Genomic DNA, 16,329 nt, shown 5'->3' on the forward strand with positions numbered 1-16,329 from the left:
TGTAATCCATGGTTACTCTGATTACTTATAACTGCCGGGGCATCTGGAATAAAAGGATGATGATCGCGGTTCATGGCACCGGCTGGTCACCTGTGCGCAGATATCCTCTCATCTGCACTCTTGAGTATCATTCCTATCATTTCGCTGTATGGGATGCCTGCAAACTTTGCCATCTTTGCCAGGTGTCCATCCCAGCACCACCCGGGATTAGGGTTTACTTCCAGGAGCCTGGGGTTGCCTGCAGCATCAAGTCTCCAGTCCAGGCGTGTGTAGTCCCTGCACTCAAGCCTGTTTATTAGTTTAAGACTGCATTCAACTATCATCTCCTCGGTCTCCTTAGGAAGATCGGCCGGAGCAGATCTTATCTTCCAGTATGGTGAATCAGGGATCCATTTCGCTTCATAGCCGCATAACCTGGGCAGATCTTCGGGCAGTTGTGAATAGTCCTCCTGTGTAAGCGGAAGCACTGTATAGTTTTCAGGAGGATTTCCGATTATCCCTATACTCAGGTCCTTACCTGTAAGGAATTCCTCGATAAGTATTGGTTTGTCATAACCCAATCCTTCCCTTATGTCATATATGGCCCTTACGACCTCATCGCGGTTGCTGCATACACTGTGCTGGTTCAGCCCGAAACTTGAGTCTCCGAAGTTTGGTTTTACTATAACCGGGAAATCCATTGGCAATTCAAAAAGACTGTCCTCCCCTTTCACAACGATTCCCTCAGGTACGGGTACTCCAAGGTCCTTGGCTATGCCTCTGACCAATGCCTTGTCATAACAAAAGGCAAGACATTGCGGCCCGGATCCTGTATACGGTAAATTCAGCATTTCCAGCATTGCAGGTACGTGCAACTCTTTTTTAGGGTCATTCCCATAGCCTTCATCACACAGGTTGAAAATGAAATCCGTTTTTCCTCTTATTCTGGAAAGGTCACTTATAAGGGTGTCATGATTGTCCAGGTACTTGAAAGAGTACCCTTCTATGTCATGCAGCCCTCCTTTTAGCTGGTCGATAGTATACATATCATCATCATCAAAGACTCCGCATGGCTTCAGTGAATCATTCTTTCTGGGATCGCCAAAGACAACTACAATGTTCTTGTCGACATCTTTCCCTTTTTTCTTCTTAGGTGTCCACTCCTTTCTCACCGAAGCAGTGACCAGTATACGTCTTTCCATCATGCCCAGGTCCTGGTTTCTCAATGTCCGGGAGTCTATGGCATCAACTATGTCTATATCGGCGAAGTCTGCCTTTTTAAGAAGTTCTATCAGGGATTCGCTGGTGTAAAGGCGTTCAGCATAGAACTGGTCTGCAATAACGCCTGAACCATCATTGACTATCACTTCCCTGGATATCAGTTTCTGTCCGTCTGTGGAAAGGGAACGCTCTCTGCATACAAAGTTATGCTTATCGATCCATTCCCATGATCTTGGCTGGTATTTTTCCTTGAGGTATGATCCATCAGCCACATCCAGCAGAATTTTACCCCAGGGTTTGAGTATCCTTTTTACTTCTTTCAGTACCCTGAGGTCTTCATCAGATGTCTCAAAGTAACCAAAACTGTTGCCAAGGAGCATAACAACATCAAAACTGTCTGTTGCATATGGGGTCTTTCTTGCATCCCCTTCCCTGAATCTGACTGTAAGACTCTCTTTCTTTGCAGAGCTTTTAGCTCTCTGTATCAGGTAATGGGACCTGTCAAGTCCGTCTATGTTCCTGAAACCCCTTCTTGCAAGTTCAAGGGAGTGTCTCCCCTGCCCGCAACACAGGTCAAGTACGTGGCTTTCCGGATTCAGCTTCATGATGGAAGAAAAAGTATCTATCTCCTGTTTTGTGATGGATGCATCATCTACGATATCTGCATCTGTCTTCAGGTAAAGTGAGTTGAATATCTTTTTCCACCAGTCCGGGTTCACATGCTCTTCCAGGTGTGGGACAGGACCTAATGTCCTTGGTTTTTGTTTTTCTTTGTTCTGATAATCTCTGGATCTATCTTTCATCAGGTATAACCCTCTATTTTTTGGAATGCATACTCGGTGCATTCAAAGAGCATATAGGACATTTAAGAATAAAAAATCTATGATTATATCTTTTATCAGGTTATAAGTTGCTTTATGCCCTTTAAATATGCTTTCATCTAGTTAAAATAGTTCAATATTAGTTTTTATGTTTTATATACTTTAATTATCATTTTTGAAGTTTTAAACATCTATATTTTGTATATAATCCTTCAATATCTCTTTTTATACATTTTAAAATCTCAAAATACTTTTAATTCAATTTGTATCTTATTATGGTATTTATTTTCATTTCAAGGGCCTTATAAATCCTTTGTTCATTTTGTCTTAAATGATATAATCTCTTCACAATTGCTCCCTGCCGGACTATTGCTGCAGGTAATCAGTCAGGTATGTCTGTCCTTTGTCAAGCTTTTCCAGTTTGCTGACCCCTACGCCAAGTAACCTGAATCTCCCTTTCCCAAGGAACTCTTCCATAAGTCCCATGGCAGTCTTTCTGATGGTTTCTTTATCCGTAGTAGCTGTATGCAATGTTTTTGCACGTGTATATGTCCTGAAATCCTCAAAACGTACCTTCAGCGTTACTGTCCGGAACCTGAAGTGCTTCCTGGTGATCGATTCATGCACCTTCTCTGTAAGTTCGTGAATGTATCTGTCAATTTGCAATGGGTCTGATATGTCCTCGTCAAAAGTGTCCTCGGTACTGACGGATTTTACCTCTTCCCTCTCTTTTACTTCACGCATGTCTATACCGTTTGCAAGCTGATGCATAACTACTCCGGATTTCCCGAAGCGCGATATCAGCAGCTGTACATCGGATGATGCAAGCTGTCCTATGGTCTCAATGCCCATCTCATGAAGCAGTGGCTGTGTCTTCGTTCCGATACCGGGTATTTTTGATATGTGCATCGGGGACAGGAATTCCTGGATATCCTCCGGTTTTACGACCGTAAGCCCGTCAGGTTTGTTGTGATCTGATGCGATCTTTGCAATAACCTTGTTGGGTGCAACTCCTATGGAGCAGGTAAGTCCATGCAGGCGAAAGACCTCGTTCTTTATCTTCCTTGCAAGGAGTATCGCGGAGTGGTAATCATTGATGGAATCTCCAACATCGATGTATGCCTCATCAACGCTTACCTGCTGGAACCTGTCGGCAAAGATACGTATCGTTCCCATTATGCTTTCCGATACTTCCTTGTAGAGCTTCAAGTTGACACGGAGGTACACGGCATCAGGGCAGAGTCTGTATGCCTTTGATATGGGCATGCCGGAATGTATCCCCAATTCCCTGGCCTCATAGGAACATGTGCTTACAACTCCCCGGCCCATGCCGCCTTTTGGGTCTGAACCTACAACTACCGGTAATCCTTTAAGCTCAGGCTGCTCCCGTACTTCCACTGCTGAGTAGAAGCTATCCATGTCCAGGTGCAATGTTATTCTTTCACCGGATGGGTTTTTCATTTGGTACATCTATGGTTGGGATTTAATTTATATTGACAGGATTTAGCAAAGTAGTGTCATATCTTATGTTGTTTCACATATAATATCAGTGCGAATACTATAATTTGTGTGAATACTAAATGGTCGATATGCGGCATGTTTGACGGAAAACTGATATAATATCAGGGACTTTGATGAATGACTGGTGCAAGAATGTATACTCATATAGCAATACTGGCTTATTTCGTAGTTCTCTTTCTGACCCTGAGGGATATCCGTATCTATAAAAGGACCAGGTATGAATCCTATCGTAAGGGTGCTATGAAGGGGTTGATTGCTTCGACTCTTGTACTTCTGGGCATATTGTTCACCTTATGGAATCCCAATATAGGTCTTTTGATAATTCTCATTGCTCTTCTGGTAAATCAAAAAGGTCAAAGGGAGAAGGTTTTCAGGGATGCGAAAACAATTGACCGCTTCCTTGGTAAGACCGATATATGATCATATATATAATTGGATATCCGTTCCCATCTTCGCTAATCCAAAAGGTATAAATGTAAGGGTATTTATTATATCCCGGTACCATTTACTATGGTGCAATTCACTATCATAGATTTTCAATATGCAATAATGGAGAATTATCATGGGAAATATCAGACAGACCAATATCAAGAGAATCGCAATTCGCTTAGCTGAAAACCACGGGGACGTGTTCACAACCGACTTTGACACAAACAAGCACCTTGTGACAAAGTACACTACTATTGAGAGTAAGGTCATCAGAAACCGTGTAGCAGGTTACGTGACAAGGAAGATGACACACAGGCCCAGAGAGTAAGGTCCTGAGGGAGGGATGTTCCTATGTTTAAAGGAGTTCTGCCTGCCCTTATAACACCATTCTTTAACGATAACACTATTGATAAGGAAAGTTTCAGGAATATTGTCAATTACGTTGAAGAGGGCGGTGTTTCAGGTGTTGTGGTCTGCGGTACGACCGGTGAATCCGCAACACTTACCACTGCAGAGCATAAAGAACTGATCGACCTTTGCGTGGACCATGCGAAGGTTCCTGTGGTTGCAGGCACCGGGTCTAATAACACCCTTGAGGCAGTCGAACTTACCAGGCATGCGGCGGACGCGGGAGCAGGCGGTGCTCTCATTATATCTCCTTATTATATCAAGCCCAATAATGCAGGTCTGATAGCTCATTTTAAGAAAATAGCCGAGTCTGCGGATATCCCTATCATATTATACAACGTGCCTTCCCGTACAGGGCAGGATATGCCTTTAGAGGTCATTGTTGAGCTTTCAAAGGTTGATAATATCGTAGCTGTGAAGGAGGCAAGTGGCAGTCTCAGCAAGTTGTCCCGGATACTTGAAGAGACTGTGGATGAGGATTTTGAAGTAATCTCCGGTGAGGATGGATTAACATTCCCGATTCTGGCTATGGGGGGCACAGGTGTGATATCCGTTGTTGCCAACATAGTTCCTGAAATGATGGTCAAACTTACAGAGGCTGTGAGTGCAGGGGATCTTGCTACAGCAAGAAAGCTTCACTTTGAAATGGCACCACTCATTCGCGCACTGTTCATGGAAACGAATCCTATCCCTGTAAAGCGTGCTGTCGAACTGCTTGGACTCTCTGGCGGAACAATGAGGCTTCCTCTTGCGCCGCTTAGCGAGGAGAACAGTGTTGTGCTTGAAAATGTCCTTCGTAATATGGGGTGTATCGCATGATAAACGTAGCAGTGACCGGTGCATCCGGGAAGATGGGCCGGCTTATAATCGACAACATCCTCCGATCAGAAGAACTTCATTTGTCTGCGGCCTTTGATCTTGTGAACATAGGCATGGATGTGGGTGAGGTCGCCCAGACAGGTAAATTGAATGTACCCGTTTCTGATGTTGCAGACATGGAATCTGTTCTGAAGGATACCGATACCCGGGTACTTATCGATTTCACTATAGCAGGTGCCACGATCATAAATGCGCCAAGGGCTGCAGCCTGTGGTGTTAACCTTGTTATCGGTACCACTGGCTTTACTCCGCAGCAGAAGAAGACAATTGAGGATTCCATCATAAGCAATAACGTTGCAGGAATCATCTCCCCCAATTATTCAGTGGGCGTGAACGTATTCTTCAGGATCCTCAGGGAAGCTGCAAAGTATCTTGGAGATGCTGATATTGAGGTAATAGAGGCCCATCACAACCAGAAGAAGGATGCTCCAAGCGGTACTGCAAAGGGTGCTGCTGAGGTTATCAGTGAGGTTCTGGGCGGTAAGGAATATGTCTATGGACGCGAAGGTCTTGCACCACGCGGAAAAGAGATAGGTATACATGCAGTTCGCGGCGGTGATATCGTAGGCGACCATACAGTGCTCTTTGCAGGTGATGGTGAGAGGATCGAAATAAAGCATCAGGCGCATTCAAGGCAGGCTTTTGCCGGTGGTGCTGTAAAGGCAGCCGAATGGATAGCAAAGGCGGAGCCGGGTCTTTACACAATGCAGGATATTCTTGGTCTTTGATAACCCATTTTTCTGTTTTTTTTACAGATGAGTTTTTTCCGGAGCAATGTGTTCATTTGTGGCACAGTTTTCACAATATGTGCGCATATTATTGCATCCCGTCTTTATTTAACTGGACATGAATTTTATATATTTGCTCATATATAATCTGAATTGTAGCATGTGCATTTTGCCATTGTTACTACCTCCAGATGTTTCTTCCTTTTTTTGATTTTTTTACCCGGCCTAGAGGAGATGCTCTGCAATATTCTCTGATATCACTCTTGCACAGTAGAAACACCGCAGTTTCAGGCAGGTCTCTTCGGTTGTCACTTTGAATTTAGATGTGACAGGTTCATTGCTATTGGAGATACAATTAGGATTTATACATCTGACAACACCTTCCACAAAGGTTGGAATATGGACCCTGTTCTTGCTTGCCACATTGAACTTGCGTATGATATTGATAGTGGCGTTGGGTGCTATCAGTGCTATCCTGTCAACTTCTTCGACCTTTAGCTCACGATTCTCTATCTTGACAACATCCTTTTTCCCATACCCTCCATGTGAGTTGATCAGTACGCTTACAACCCCTTCGGAGGAATCCGGAAGCCCGAGTATCTTAAGCACGTTCAGGGCTTTACCTGCAGTTATATGGTCTATGACCGTTCCGTTCTCGATCCTGCGCACCCTCAGCTCTGTTTCTATATCACTCATTGTATTGCCCCCATCAAAAGCCCCAGTAGTGCCATACGTATCGGTACTCCATAGAATGCCTGCCTGAAGTAACACGCATGCAAAGTGGCATCTACCTTGGGGTCTATCTCATTTACTCTTGGAAGCGGATGCATGATCTTCAGCCCGGGTTTCACATCTTTCAGGGACTCGGTTGTGATCTTCAGCCGGTTAGCAACTTTATGATATTCTGCAGGATCTGGGAATCTTTCTTTCTGTATGCGTGTCATATAAAGCACGTCTACATCATTGATAGCATCTTCAACGGAATCAGTTTCAATGATCTCTGCCCCCCTTTCAACGATATCATTTACGATCTCCTCTGGCATGCACAGTTCCTTTGGGGATATCAATGTTATCTGTGCTCCGTAAAGTGACAATGCATAACAGAGTGAATGCACCGTCCTTCCGTACTTAAGATCACCGGCAAGGGCAATCTTCAGGTCCTCAAGATGGCTTTCACGTTTTATTGTGTAAAGATCAAGTAATGTCTGTGTAGGATGATGTCCTGCTCCGTCCCCTGCATTAAGAATGGGCACTCTTGAGAATTCGGATGCCAGCTGTGCAGCTCCTTCTTTGGGGTGGCGCAGGACTATGGCATCTGCATATCCATCAACAATTCTGATGGTATCTGCCAATGTCTCTCCCTTTGATATGGAGCTTGCATCCACCGATCCCAGGTTCAGTACATCTCCTCCAAGGCGATACATAGCGGTCTCAAAGGACATCCTTGTCCTTGTGCTTGGTTCAAAAAAGAGGACTGCAAGGATCTTTCCGGCAAGAAGGTCTGACCTTTGTTCCCCGCGTGCAATGGGTTCCATCACTTCGGCAGCACTGAGGATGTGGTCGATCATTTCCCTGGAGAAATCCCTCATCGAAATGATATGTTGGTCCTTGAATTTCATCGACTACTAAAGGCATTGCATGGGATATAATATTTGCCTGCTGGGGGTGGCTGTCAGGGGTAAAATTAACATCCCTTTTTCTTCAGTTCATCTGTCAGGCTGTCCCACTTATCGGTTTCAACATCTTTACATATATGCCGATCCTTGAAAATTGCTTTTCTCTTAGAAGGTGTTGTGAGTTCCTTAAGGTCCATGATGGCTCTTCTTACACCGGCGGCCAGGTCAAAGACCTTTTTTGCATCATCAGGACTCAGCTGCTCATTTTCAAGCTGTTTCTCATATTCTTTTTCCTTATCTATCAACATTCCCATGAATAGTTCGATATCCCTCAAGTCATCTTTTTCCAGTTTAGGCCTGTTGACGATCTCCCAGATCACTTCATGAAGGTCTATCTCTTTTTCGTTGAGTTTTATCTTCCGGGGTATCTGCTTTCCTACCCAGAAAAGACTCCTGTGAAGCCTGTTCAGCAACTTTTGCCGCTCCCGGTCAGATATCTCTTCATTTTCTGTCATTTGTCTCACTATTTTCAGGATATGATGTCAATCTATTATCTTTGCGTGATTAAATTTATAGGTTTTGAAGTATTTTAGTATTGTAAGTATGTCCAAAGGTGACCATATAAAACCGATAATCCAGGTAGCTCTTGACCTTCCGGAAGCAGACAGGGCAATACAAATTGCACAGGAGTCCATTCAAGGAGGTGCCGACTGGTTAGAGGCCGGCACTCCTCTTATAAAAAGTGAAGGCATGGATGCAGTAAGAAAGCTCAGGGAACAATTTCCTGACAGAACCATAGTCGCAGACATGAAGATCGCAGACACCGGTGCCATGGAAGTTGAGATGGGGGCAAAGGCCGGTGCAGATATCATAGTTGTGCTTGGAAGTGCGGACGATTCCACGATCCTGGAGGCTGTACGCGCGGCAGGGAAATATGGCGTAAGGATTATGGCAGATCTGATATCAGCTGTTGATCCTGTTTCCCGCAGTATGGAGCTGCAAAAGATGGGTGTGGATTATATCAATGTGCATGCGGGAATTGATCAGCAGATGACGGGCCAGGACTCACTTTCCATAATGAAAAAAGTTGTAGAAAAGGTAAGTATACCTGTTGCCATAGCAGGCGGGCTGGATGCCGTCTCGTGCTCAGAGGCTGTTGGCGCAGGTGCTGACATTGTGATCGTGGGAGGCAATATCGTTCGCTCTTCCGATGTGAAAGGTTCAGCCATGGCTATAAGGCAAAGTGTGGACTCTCCTTCTGCAGCACCTTTATTGAAGTATTCTGCCGATGAGGAGATACGCCGTATACTTGAAGGTGTCTCCACACCCAACATCTCAGATGCAATGCATCGCAAAGGGGCCATGCAGGATATCTTTACCATGCTCCCTGGCAAAAGAATGGTAGGTACTGCCGTCACTGTCCAGACCTTCAAGGGGGACTGGGCCAAGGCAGTAGAGGCCATCGATGAAGCAAAGGAGGGGGATGTCATTGTTATCTATAACGGTAGCAGGCATGTTGCCCCATGGGGTGGTCTTGCAACCATGAGCTGCCTTAACAAGGGTGTTGCAGGTGTGGTCATTGACGGTGCTGTGAGGGATATAGATGATATTCGAAGTATCGGGCTCCCTGTATTTGCAACCTGCAATGTTCCCAATGCGGGAGAGCCCAAGGGCTTTGGTGAGATCAATTCTGAGATAGTCTGTGGCAATCAGACGGTAAGGCCTGGTGACTACATAGTAGGAGATGATAATGGTGTTGTTGTTATCCCCAAAGAGCGCGCATATGAGATAGCAAGGCGGGCAAAGGAGGTCGAGAAGACCGAACAACGCCTTTTCGAGGAGATACGCAGGGGTTCTACCCTGTCAGAGGTCATGAAACTGCGAAAATGGGAGAAACACTGATATGATAGAAATACTAAAAGTGCTTGCTTGCATGCCATTTTTACTTTATGCATGTTATGCTGATATCAAAACCCGCCGTGTGGTCAATGAAGTATGGTTCATGATGTTTGGGGTCGGGTATATCTTTATCATGTACGATCTGATAACATATGGTTTTCCATATCTGTTAAGGAACATACTTTCTTTCCTGTTCATCTTTGCTTTTGTTTACATCCTTTTCCAGTTCGGTGCATTCGGAGGGGCCGATGCAAAGGTCCTGATGGTTATCTCATTGATAATCCCCACATATCCTGTGATCTCAGTGGGTCAAAGTTTGCTACCGCTAAGTGGGGTGCCTCCCATAGATCTGTTTGCCTTCAGCGTATTTGGCAATTCAGTGATACTTACTGTCATAGTCCCAATAGGGCTGTTCCTTTATAATTTAGTTAAAAACCCAAAAGAGTCGCTGAAAAGACCTCTTTATATGTTCATAGGCTATATCACTCCCATCTCCCGACTGGAAAAAGGGCATTTCCGCATGATCGATTCGTATAGCAGGACAAAGAAAGGTGTCGAGTTCAGATTCACAAGATCGGGTACCGAAATTACATCTGATGTCATCTCAGAACTGAAAAACTACCAGAAGGCAGGCAGGATCCGGGATGGCGTGTGGATTACCCCTGGTCTGCCTTTTATGGTCCCTATAACAGCAGGTTTTATCACAGCAGTAATATTTGGTGACCTTATATTCTACCTTACAATGCAGTTCATGTTGATGTGAACTGCTTTTCATCTATCAGTAACCTTTAATACTTCCGGCCACAAATCATTGAATGGAGGTGGGTTTTATGACAGAGAAAACTCGCGATGAGAAAAAACAGCTACACGATACATCAGAAGGTGAAAAAGAGGCAAAGGTCACTCCAATCCATCCAGGGGATTCCAGGGTTCGCCCAAAGCGGCACTTGCTGGATACCTGCGAATGATGGGACGTGATAATCCCGATTATTTATTTTTGACTATCGACCGGTATACTTCTCTGATCTGATCATCTGAGTATACACCGTCCAGTTTATCCCTGATCATCCTGACAAGTTCATCTTCCATTACTTCCATGGCCCCAATGACGATACCTTTTTCGAGTTCAGGTCCCGGGCCCCCGGATGATATGCTCTGGTTGTTTTTTTCCCGTGCAGGCACATCCGGCGATACAATCCCATGTGCTTGCATTCCGTTTTCTGTCTCATTGGTTCCATCACAATGTTTTGCTATCGCTTTGAGGAATATATCTCCGTATTTCCTGAGCTTGTACTCCCCGACACCTGTTATCTTCAGCATCTCCTCTTTGTCACGGGGTTTGCGGGCAGCCATCTGGCGCAGGCTTGTGTCGGCAAATACTATGTAAGGTGGTACATCCTGCATCTGTGCCAGGGATATACGCAGTTCTTTCAACCTGTTGAAAAGATCCCTGTCAGGGTCATTGCTGATCTTCCTGTGCACAACAGCAGGTGGCTTCTCAACCTCTATCTCTTCCTCCGCGGGAGAGGCATGTATCACAGGTTCATACTCTTCCTGGTAATCGTGCTCTACTTTCTTTGTGAAGGTGACCTTTCTTTTGCCGGCCAGGACCTCCTCACTTCGGCCGCACAGCCTTAGCAGCGGGTAACGAGTCCCTTCCACTTTAATGATGTCCTGCCTGATCATCTCACGGGCCATTTCCACCCAGGATGTTTTTGGGTGCATGTCCCCCTGCCCGTAATATTTGAGGAGGTGATGTTTCTTGTCTGTTATCTTCCTGGCCCGGCTGCCTGTAAGCACATCGATGACATGGTTCATGCCATAGCGCTGGTCAAGTTCCATGATGCAGTTCAGAAGCAGTTTCGCATCCTCCGTGCCGTCGATCTCAATACGTGGCTGCAGACAGACATCACATGTGCCGCAGTTATCATCATCTGTTTCTTCCCCGAAATACCTTAACAATACTTTCCTGCGACATGTTGTGCTCTCACAGTAGTCCACCATATCACTGAGCTGCTTCAGGGCGATATCCCTTTCTTCCTTCTTTTCCTTCTGCTTGATGAAATACTCTATCTTGTACCTGTCACCCCGGCTGAAGAAAAGCACGCATTCACATTCCAGGCCATCTCTGCCACCGCGTCCGGTTTCCTGGTAATAGCTCTCAAGGTTTTTGGGAAGGTCGTAGTGAATGACAAAACGGACGTTTGGTTTATCGATCCCCATTCCAAAGGCAATGGTAGCAACGATGATCTCTGTCCTGTCCTTTATGAACATGTCCTGGTTCTTTTCCCTCTGGAGGTCAGTAAGGCCGGCATGGTAGGAAAGTGCATTGAAACCATCCTTCCTGAGCTTTACAGTGAGACTGTCAACAGTTCTGCGGCTCTGGCAATATATTATGCCACTTTCACCTTTCTTCTTTCTCAGGTACTGCAGCAGGTTATCATAGGTATCCTTCTTTGCCCTTACACGATAGAACAGGTTCTCACGGTTAAAACTTGCAATATATGTCCTGCAACCGCTGATCCCAAGTTGTCTGATGGTATCCTCTCTCACCTTTTGGGTGGCAGTTGCCGTAAGCGCTATAACAGGGATCCCGGGGAACTTCTTCTTCAAGATGTTCAGCTTACGGTACTCCGGTCTGAAATCATGTCCCCATTCAGAGATACAGTGGCTCTCATCTATGGCAAAGAGGCTTACATCAAGACTCTTAAGGAGGTCGATTGTATGGGACATGACCAGTCTTTCGGGTGCAACATAAAGTATCTTTATCTCACCCCTTTTCAGCTCATCATATATTCTCCTGGATTCGGCCGGCTTCAGGGTGCTGTTAAGATATGCCGCACATATGCCGTTCTCCTTAAGGCTGTCTACCTGGTCCTTCATGAGTGATATGAGGGGTGAGACTACGATGGTTGTCCCATCCAGAAGAATGGCAGGAAGCTGGTAACAAAGGGATTTACCTCCGCCTGTGGGCATAAGCACAAAGGTGTCCTGGCCGTTGATCACATCGTTGATGATATCCTCCTGCAGGGGACGAAAATCAGAATATCCAAAGTACTTGCGCAGAGTATCGTGCATCTTTCAGACCGTATTTGTTTTTGCTGCATATAGGTATCCGCTGTATTTAACTTTCTGGAGTGCAGGGTGAAAGTATTCTTCCATATTTGCGGCAAGGCTCTTATTTATGGGCGAGCATTAATATGTACGGAATACTATCTCTGGGTACATCTCATACCTAAATCTCATAACTAACTTTCATAACTAACTCTTAGAACTAGCTCACAGAACAAAATCTCAGGACAATTCATATTTTCGGAGTTCTCATTCATGGTAAAAGTAGACAGATTCATTCCCAAAGCAATAGAAAAGATACAGCAGCAGATCGATGGCCGGGCCATAATAGCACTTTCAGGAGGTGTTGACAGTTCGGTCTGTGCCGTCCTTGCCCACCGCGCCATCGGTGACAAGCTGACACCCATTTACATTGATACAGGCCTGATGCGCAAAGGTGAGACCGCGAGGATAAAGGAGATCTTCTCTGATATGAACCTCCAGGTAGTGGATGCAAAGGACCGTTTCCTCTCAGCCCTTGCCGGCATCGAGGATCCGGAAGAAAAACGCAAGGCAGTCGGCGAGACCTTTATACGTGTCTTTGAAGAAGAGGCAAAGTTGCTGGAAGCCGAATATCTGATACAGGGTACCATCTATCCGGACAGGATCGAGTCCGAGGGTGGTATCAAATCCCATCATAATGTAGGGGGACTTCCTTCTGTAATGGATTTCAGGGCCATTGTTGAGCCAATAGAGGACCTGTACAAGGATGAGGTACGTGAGGTTGCCCGTGCACTTGAACTGCCGCACGAGATATCTGAAAGGATGCCTTTCCCGGGTCCCGGTCTTTCGGTCAGGGTCGTGGGCAAGGTTACAGAAGAGCTCATAGATGCCGTAAGAGAGGCAAATGCCATTGTTGAGGAAGAGCTTGTGGAGCAGTTCCATCCATGGCAGACATTTGCAGCTATTGTGGGTAAAGGCACAGGTGTCAAAGGTGATGTAAGGGTACATGGCTGGATAGTTGCGGTCAGAGCTGTGGGTTCAAGGGACGGCATGACAGCTGAGGCCATGGAATTACCATGGAATGTCCTGAGAAGGATCGAATCCCGGATCACCGCAGAGATACCTTCGGTTGCAAGGGTATTGTATGACCTGACCCCCAAACCACCTGCCACTATAGAATTTGAGTGAAAGGCAAATCAGCAGATAAAGTTAAATTGATTACAGAGTAAAAACACATGTCACTTAACAGAGCAGTACTGGATATACGTAATCGGCAGAGGGTAAAACCCTCTCCTTCAGATGAACCATGTGCCGTATGGACCGGAAAGGATCTGGCCGGGACCGGGGAGATAGACACGCTCACCATAATCTTCAAGACCTCCGGGTGCTGGTGGGGGAAAGCCGGAGGCTGCACCATGTGTGGTTATGTCTATGATAGTGCACAGACACCACCTGCTGCCGATGACCTTCTTGCCCAGCTTAAAAAAGCAATGAAAAAGGCAGCGCCATTTGAGAAGTTCATGGTAAAGATATTCACTTCAGGGAGTTTCCTCGATACAAATGAGATATCAATGGAGGTACGGCACAAGATCCTCTCTGAGCTTGACAAAGATGAGCGTATTGTAAAAGTACTGGCTGAAACCCGCCCGGAATTCGTAACAGGTGAAAATGTAAGGGATTGTACGGGTATCCTCAGGAATACGGCTTTTGAGGTTGCCATGGGCCTTGAGACAAGCTCAGACCTTATACGCAAACGATCCATTAACAAGGGTTTTACATTCAGGCAATTCATTGATGCCGCAACAGCAGCCAGGACAAACGGTGCAACTGTCAAGTCCTACCTGATGTTAAAACCACCTTTCCTTTCAGAAAACGAGGCTCTTGAGGACATTGTAAAGACAGTACGGGATGCTTCGACGTATTCGGATACATTTTCCATCAATCTGTGCAATGTCCAGCGCGGCACATTCGTGGAGTACCTGTGGGAAAGGAGGCAATATCGTCCTCCATGGCTCTGGAGCATAGTCGAGATCTTGAAACGGACAAAGGCAGAGTTCCCTGATATGGTGATCACTTCAGACCCTGTAGGGGCCGGTTCTAAAAGAGGTCCCCGCAACTGCAGGGAATGCAGTCATGCCGTTGCCGATGCCATCAGGCTGTTCTCACTTACCCAGGACATTTCCTGCCTTGAACAGCTTAGCTGTGACTGTAAGGCCCTCTGGGAACAGGTTCTGGTACTGGATGATCACTCTTTTGGCAGCCCGGTAATTGACTGAAACCATCTACTGTCACCAATTTTAAAATAATGGATGATTAAAATAATGGACTAAGACGGGCTTTCACTCGTCTTCTTTTTTGTAGACCATTGTACCTATACCTGTGTCTGTGAACAGCTCAAGCAGTATTGAGTGGGAAACGCTTCCGTCTATGATGTGGATCTTTTCCACCCCGCTGGTAACCGAGCAGGCTGCACTTCTCATCTTGGGTATCATCCCTCCGGCTATCAACCCACTGTCTATTAGTTCCTCTATATCCTCAATGGCTATCCCTGATATCCGCGAACTTCTGTCGTTTATGTCTTTCAGTAGTCCTGGTACATCGGTCATGAGGATGAGCTTTTTTGCCTTCAATGCGGCTGCAATGTCTCCTGCCACAGTGTCTGCATTGATGTTCAGGGCCTTTCCGTTGATATCCATTGCAAGAGGAGCTATAACCGGGATATATCCTTCACGGATGAGAATATTCAGTATCTCGGGGTTGATTATCTCTGTATCCCCCACCCAGCCAAGATCGACCTCATGTTCCACATTCTCTATTATGACCTTCTGGAATGGCTTTTTCTTTGCGATGAGCAATTTGCCATCCTTTCCTGAAAGCCCGATCCCTTTAGCACCATGTTTTCCGATGAGTGCAACGATCTCCGTGTTGATGTTGCCCACAAGCACCATGCGTGCTATCTCAAGTGTTTCATCATCTGTTATTCGCAGGCCCCCTACAAACTGGGACTCTTTTCCCATGCGCTTCATCTTCTCTGAGATTTCGGGGCCACCTCCGTGTACTATTACCGGATGTATGCCTACAAACCTCAGGAGGACGATGTCCTGAATGATATCACTCATTACTTCCGGATTGACCATTGCATGGCCCCCGACCTTGATGATCATTATCGAATCATGGAATTCCCTTATATAAGGCAATGCCTCTATCAGCACATTCTCTCGATTAAGCGTCATGATGTGTACCTGCGATATTTTATAGCTCCTGTCATAAATCCTGTTAAATTACGGAGCTTGTTATTAATATGCTTAAATGATTTAAAAGTTATTTCAACGCAACAGGCAAACGATGCATAAGAACAGGTATGGATAAAGGCTTTAAAACAAAAAGACCCATAAAATGGGCCTTTGGAAAATCAGACTTTTTCAAGCTTTTCGATGCCGACCTTCTTTACAAAAGGCTTGTTTATCTTGTCCGGCATCCAGTCAGGTTTGTTCTTTGGAGCTTCTACCTTTTCTTTCCAGCCTTTGAAGACATGTATTTTCTTGGTTCCGCGTTCACGAAGCCTGATCTCCTCTGGCTTTGATTTTGTTCCTTTTCCTCTGTTAGCCACCTTGAGTGCAGCCTGTCTTGGCTGTTTTCCAGTGAATACCCCATGTTCATTTCCTTTCTTGTCTCTTAACACAAAATTTCTTGTTTCAGACATGATGTCACCTCGTAATCATTATGCGATTACCTCTGCTAACCGTATTTAGTATATAAGGTATATATATTTTT

The 16,329-nt window shown here is 45.5% G+C and carries 17 protein-coding genes; 9 read left to right on the plus strand and 8 right to left on the minus strand.

From position 1 onward, the window contains the following. Nucleotides 1-86 precede the first annotated feature (86 nt). A complete protein-coding gene (locus V7O64_RS11015) occupies nt 87-2,003 on the minus strand; it encodes a methyltransferase domain-containing protein (RefSeq protein WP_407355438.1) in 1,917 nt (638 codons plus the stop codon). 384 nt (nt 2,004-2,387) lie between these two features. Next, on the minus strand, nt 2,388-3,482 hold the full coding sequence (gene dinB / locus V7O64_RS11020; protein ID WP_407355439.1) for a DNA polymerase IV: 1,095 nt from the start codon (nt 3,480-3,482) through the stop codon (nt 2,388-2,390). Between the two features lie 192 nt (nt 3,483-3,674). Between dinB and V7O64_RS11025 the strand changes: the two genes are divergently transcribed. From V7O64_RS11025 to dapB, 4 genes are all read left to right on the plus strand, one after another. Then, nucleotides 3,675-3,962 (plus strand): hypothetical protein, encoded by a 288-nt coding sequence (locus V7O64_RS11025; protein ID WP_407357331.1) that lies wholly within the window; start codon nt 3,675-3,677, stop codon nt 3,960-3,962. 142 nt (nt 3,963-4,104) lie between these two features. Next, the gene (locus V7O64_RS11030; protein WP_209622332.1) at nt 4,105-4,299 is read left to right on the plus strand and encodes a 30S ribosomal protein S17e; all 195 of its coding nucleotides are present in this window, start codon (nt 4,105-4,107) and stop codon (nt 4,297-4,299) included. 23 nt (nt 4,300-4,322) lie between these two features. Next, on the plus strand, nt 4,323-5,198 hold the full coding sequence (gene dapA, locus V7O64_RS11035; protein WP_407355440.1) for a 4-hydroxy-tetrahydrodipicolinate synthase: 876 nt from the start codon (nt 4,323-4,325) through the stop codon (nt 5,196-5,198). Then, a complete protein-coding gene (dapB, locus tag V7O64_RS11040) occupies nt 5,195-5,986 on the plus strand; it encodes a 4-hydroxy-tetrahydrodipicolinate reductase (RefSeq protein ID WP_407355441.1) in 792 nt (263 codons plus the stop codon). The genes dapA and dapB overlap by 4 nt, the downstream gene beginning before the upstream one ends. Before the next feature lie 225 nt (nt 5,987-6,211). Here dapB and pyrI read toward each other — a convergent pair whose 3' ends face one another. The 3 genes from pyrI to V7O64_RS11055 form a co-directional block, all read right to left on the minus strand. Continuing rightward, nucleotides 6,212-6,682, minus strand: coding sequence for an aspartate carbamoyltransferase regulatory subunit (gene pyrI, locus V7O64_RS11045; RefSeq protein ID WP_407355442.1), 471 nt, complete (start codon nt 6,680-6,682; stop codon nt 6,212-6,214). Then, the gene (gene pyrB, locus V7O64_RS11050; RefSeq protein ID WP_407355443.1) at nt 6,679-7,605 is read right to left on the minus strand and encodes an aspartate carbamoyltransferase; all 927 of its coding nucleotides are present in this window, start codon (nt 7,603-7,605) and stop codon (nt 6,679-6,681) included. Before pyrB ends, pyrI begins: the two co-directional genes overlap by 4 nt. A gap of 65 nt (nt 7,606-7,670) precedes the next feature. Next, a complete protein-coding gene (locus V7O64_RS11055) occupies nt 7,671-8,117 on the minus strand; it encodes a DUF5788 family protein (protein WP_407355444.1) in 447 nt (148 codons plus the stop codon). Between the two features lie 88 nt (nt 8,118-8,205). Here V7O64_RS11055 and V7O64_RS11060 point away from each other — a divergent pair, with 88 nt between their 5' ends. From V7O64_RS11060 to V7O64_RS11070, 3 genes are all read left to right on the plus strand, one after another. Continuing rightward, nucleotides 8,206-9,504 (plus strand): bifunctional hexulose-6-phosphate synthase/ribonuclease regulator, encoded by a 1,299-nt coding sequence (locus V7O64_RS11060; protein ID WP_407355445.1) that lies wholly within the window; start codon nt 8,206-8,208, stop codon nt 9,502-9,504. Nucleotide 9,505: 1 nt separating this feature from the next. Next, nucleotides 9,506-10,264 carry an A24 family peptidase C-terminal domain-containing protein gene (locus V7O64_RS11065; protein WP_407355446.1) on the plus strand — a complete coding sequence of 253 codons (759 nt, stop codon included), beginning with the start codon at nt 9,506-9,508 and terminating at the stop codon, nt 10,262-10,264. A gap of 67 nt (nt 10,265-10,331) precedes the next feature. Further along, complete coding sequence (locus V7O64_RS11070) at nt 10,332-10,469, plus strand: hypothetical protein (RefSeq protein ID WP_407355447.1); 138 nt, start codon at nt 10,332-10,334, stop codon at nt 10,467-10,469. Between the two features lie 19 nt (nt 10,470-10,488). Here the strand turns inward: V7O64_RS11070 and recQ are convergent, their stop codons facing one another. Then, entirely contained in the window at nt 10,489-12,579 is a 2,091-nt protein-coding gene (recQ, locus tag V7O64_RS11075) for a DNA helicase RecQ (RefSeq protein WP_407355448.1), read from the minus strand. Nucleotides 12,580-12,828: 249 nt separating this feature from the next. Here recQ and guaA point away from each other — a divergent pair, with 249 nt between their 5' ends. After that, a complete protein-coding gene (gene guaA, locus V7O64_RS11080) occupies nt 12,829-13,743 on the plus strand; it encodes a glutamine-hydrolyzing GMP synthase (protein WP_407355449.1) in 915 nt (304 codons plus the stop codon). Between the two features lie 47 nt (nt 13,744-13,790). Beyond that, nucleotides 13,791-14,831 (plus strand): archaeosine biosynthesis radical SAM protein RaSEA, encoded by a 1,041-nt coding sequence (locus V7O64_RS11085; RefSeq protein WP_407355450.1) that lies wholly within the window; start codon nt 13,791-13,793, stop codon nt 14,829-14,831. A 63-nt stretch (nt 14,832-14,894) separates the two neighbouring features. Here V7O64_RS11085 and argB read toward each other — a convergent pair whose 3' ends face one another. Continuing rightward, a complete protein-coding gene (argB, locus tag V7O64_RS11090; protein WP_407355451.1) occupies nt 14,895-15,788 on the minus strand; it encodes an acetylglutamate kinase in 894 nt (297 codons plus the stop codon). A gap of 179 nt (nt 15,789-15,967) precedes the next feature. Continuing rightward, nucleotides 15,968-16,258 carry a non-histone chromosomal MC1 family protein gene (locus V7O64_RS11095; RefSeq protein WP_407355452.1) on the minus strand — a complete coding sequence of 97 codons (291 nt, stop codon included), beginning with the start codon at nt 16,256-16,258 and terminating at the stop codon, nt 15,968-15,970. Between the last annotated feature and the right edge of the window lie 71 nt (nt 16,259-16,329).

This window comes from Methanolobus sp. WCC5 (genome assembly GCF_045690325.1).
Classification (GTDB): domain Archaea; phylum Halobacteriota; class Methanosarcinia; order Methanosarcinales; family Methanosarcinaceae; genus Methanolobus.

Bases quoted from the DNA above. Each gene is read 5' to 3' on its own strand.
- V7O64_RS11015 (WP_407355438.1), bottom strand. From the start codon at position 2,003: ATGAAAGATAGATCCAGAGATTATCAGAACAAAGAAAAACAAAAACCA.
- dinB (WP_407355439.1), bottom strand. From the start codon at position 3,482: ATGAAAAACCCATCCGGTGAAAGAATAACATTGCACCTGGACATGGAT.
- V7O64_RS11025 (WP_407357331.1), top strand. From the start codon at position 3,675: ATGTATACTCATATAGCAATACTGGCTTATTTCGTAGTTCTCTTTCTG.
- V7O64_RS11030 (WP_209622332.1), top strand. From the start codon at position 4,105: ATGGGAAATATCAGACAGACCAATATCAAGAGAATCGCAATTCGCTTA.
- dapA (WP_407355440.1), top strand. From the start codon at position 4,323: ATGTTTAAAGGAGTTCTGCCTGCCCTTATAACACCATTCTTTAACGAT.
- dapB (WP_407355441.1), top strand. From the start codon at position 5,195: ATGATAAACGTAGCAGTGACCGGTGCATCCGGGAAGATGGGCCGGCTT.
- pyrI (WP_407355442.1), bottom strand. From the start codon at position 6,682: ATGAGTGATATAGAAACAGAGCTGAGGGTGCGCAGGATCGAGAACGGA.
- pyrB (WP_407355443.1), bottom strand. From the start codon at position 7,605: ATGAAATTCAAGGACCAACATATCATTTCGATGAGGGATTTCTCCAGG.
- V7O64_RS11055 (WP_407355444.1), bottom strand. From the start codon at position 8,117: ATGACAGAAAATGAAGAGATATCTGACCGGGAGCGGCAAAAGTTGCTG.
- V7O64_RS11060 (WP_407355445.1), top strand. From the start codon at position 8,206: ATGTCCAAAGGTGACCATATAAAACCGATAATCCAGGTAGCTCTTGAC.
- V7O64_RS11065 (WP_407355446.1), top strand. From the start codon at position 9,506: ATGATAGAAATACTAAAAGTGCTTGCTTGCATGCCATTTTTACTTTAT.
- V7O64_RS11070 (WP_407355447.1), top strand. From the start codon at position 10,332: ATGACAGAGAAAACTCGCGATGAGAAAAAACAGCTACACGATACATCA.
- recQ (WP_407355448.1), bottom strand. From the start codon at position 12,579: ATGCACGATACTCTGCGCAAGTACTTTGGATATTCTGATTTTCGTCCC.
- guaA (WP_407355449.1), top strand. From the start codon at position 12,829: ATGGTAAAAGTAGACAGATTCATTCCCAAAGCAATAGAAAAGATACAG.
- V7O64_RS11085 (WP_407355450.1), top strand. From the start codon at position 13,791: ATGTCACTTAACAGAGCAGTACTGGATATACGTAATCGGCAGAGGGTA.
- argB (WP_407355451.1), bottom strand. From the start codon at position 15,788: ATGACGCTTAATCGAGAGAATGTGCTGATAGAGGCATTGCCTTATATA.
- V7O64_RS11095 (WP_407355452.1), bottom strand. From the start codon at position 16,258: ATGTCTGAAACAAGAAATTTTGTGTTAAGAGACAAGAAAGGAAATGAA.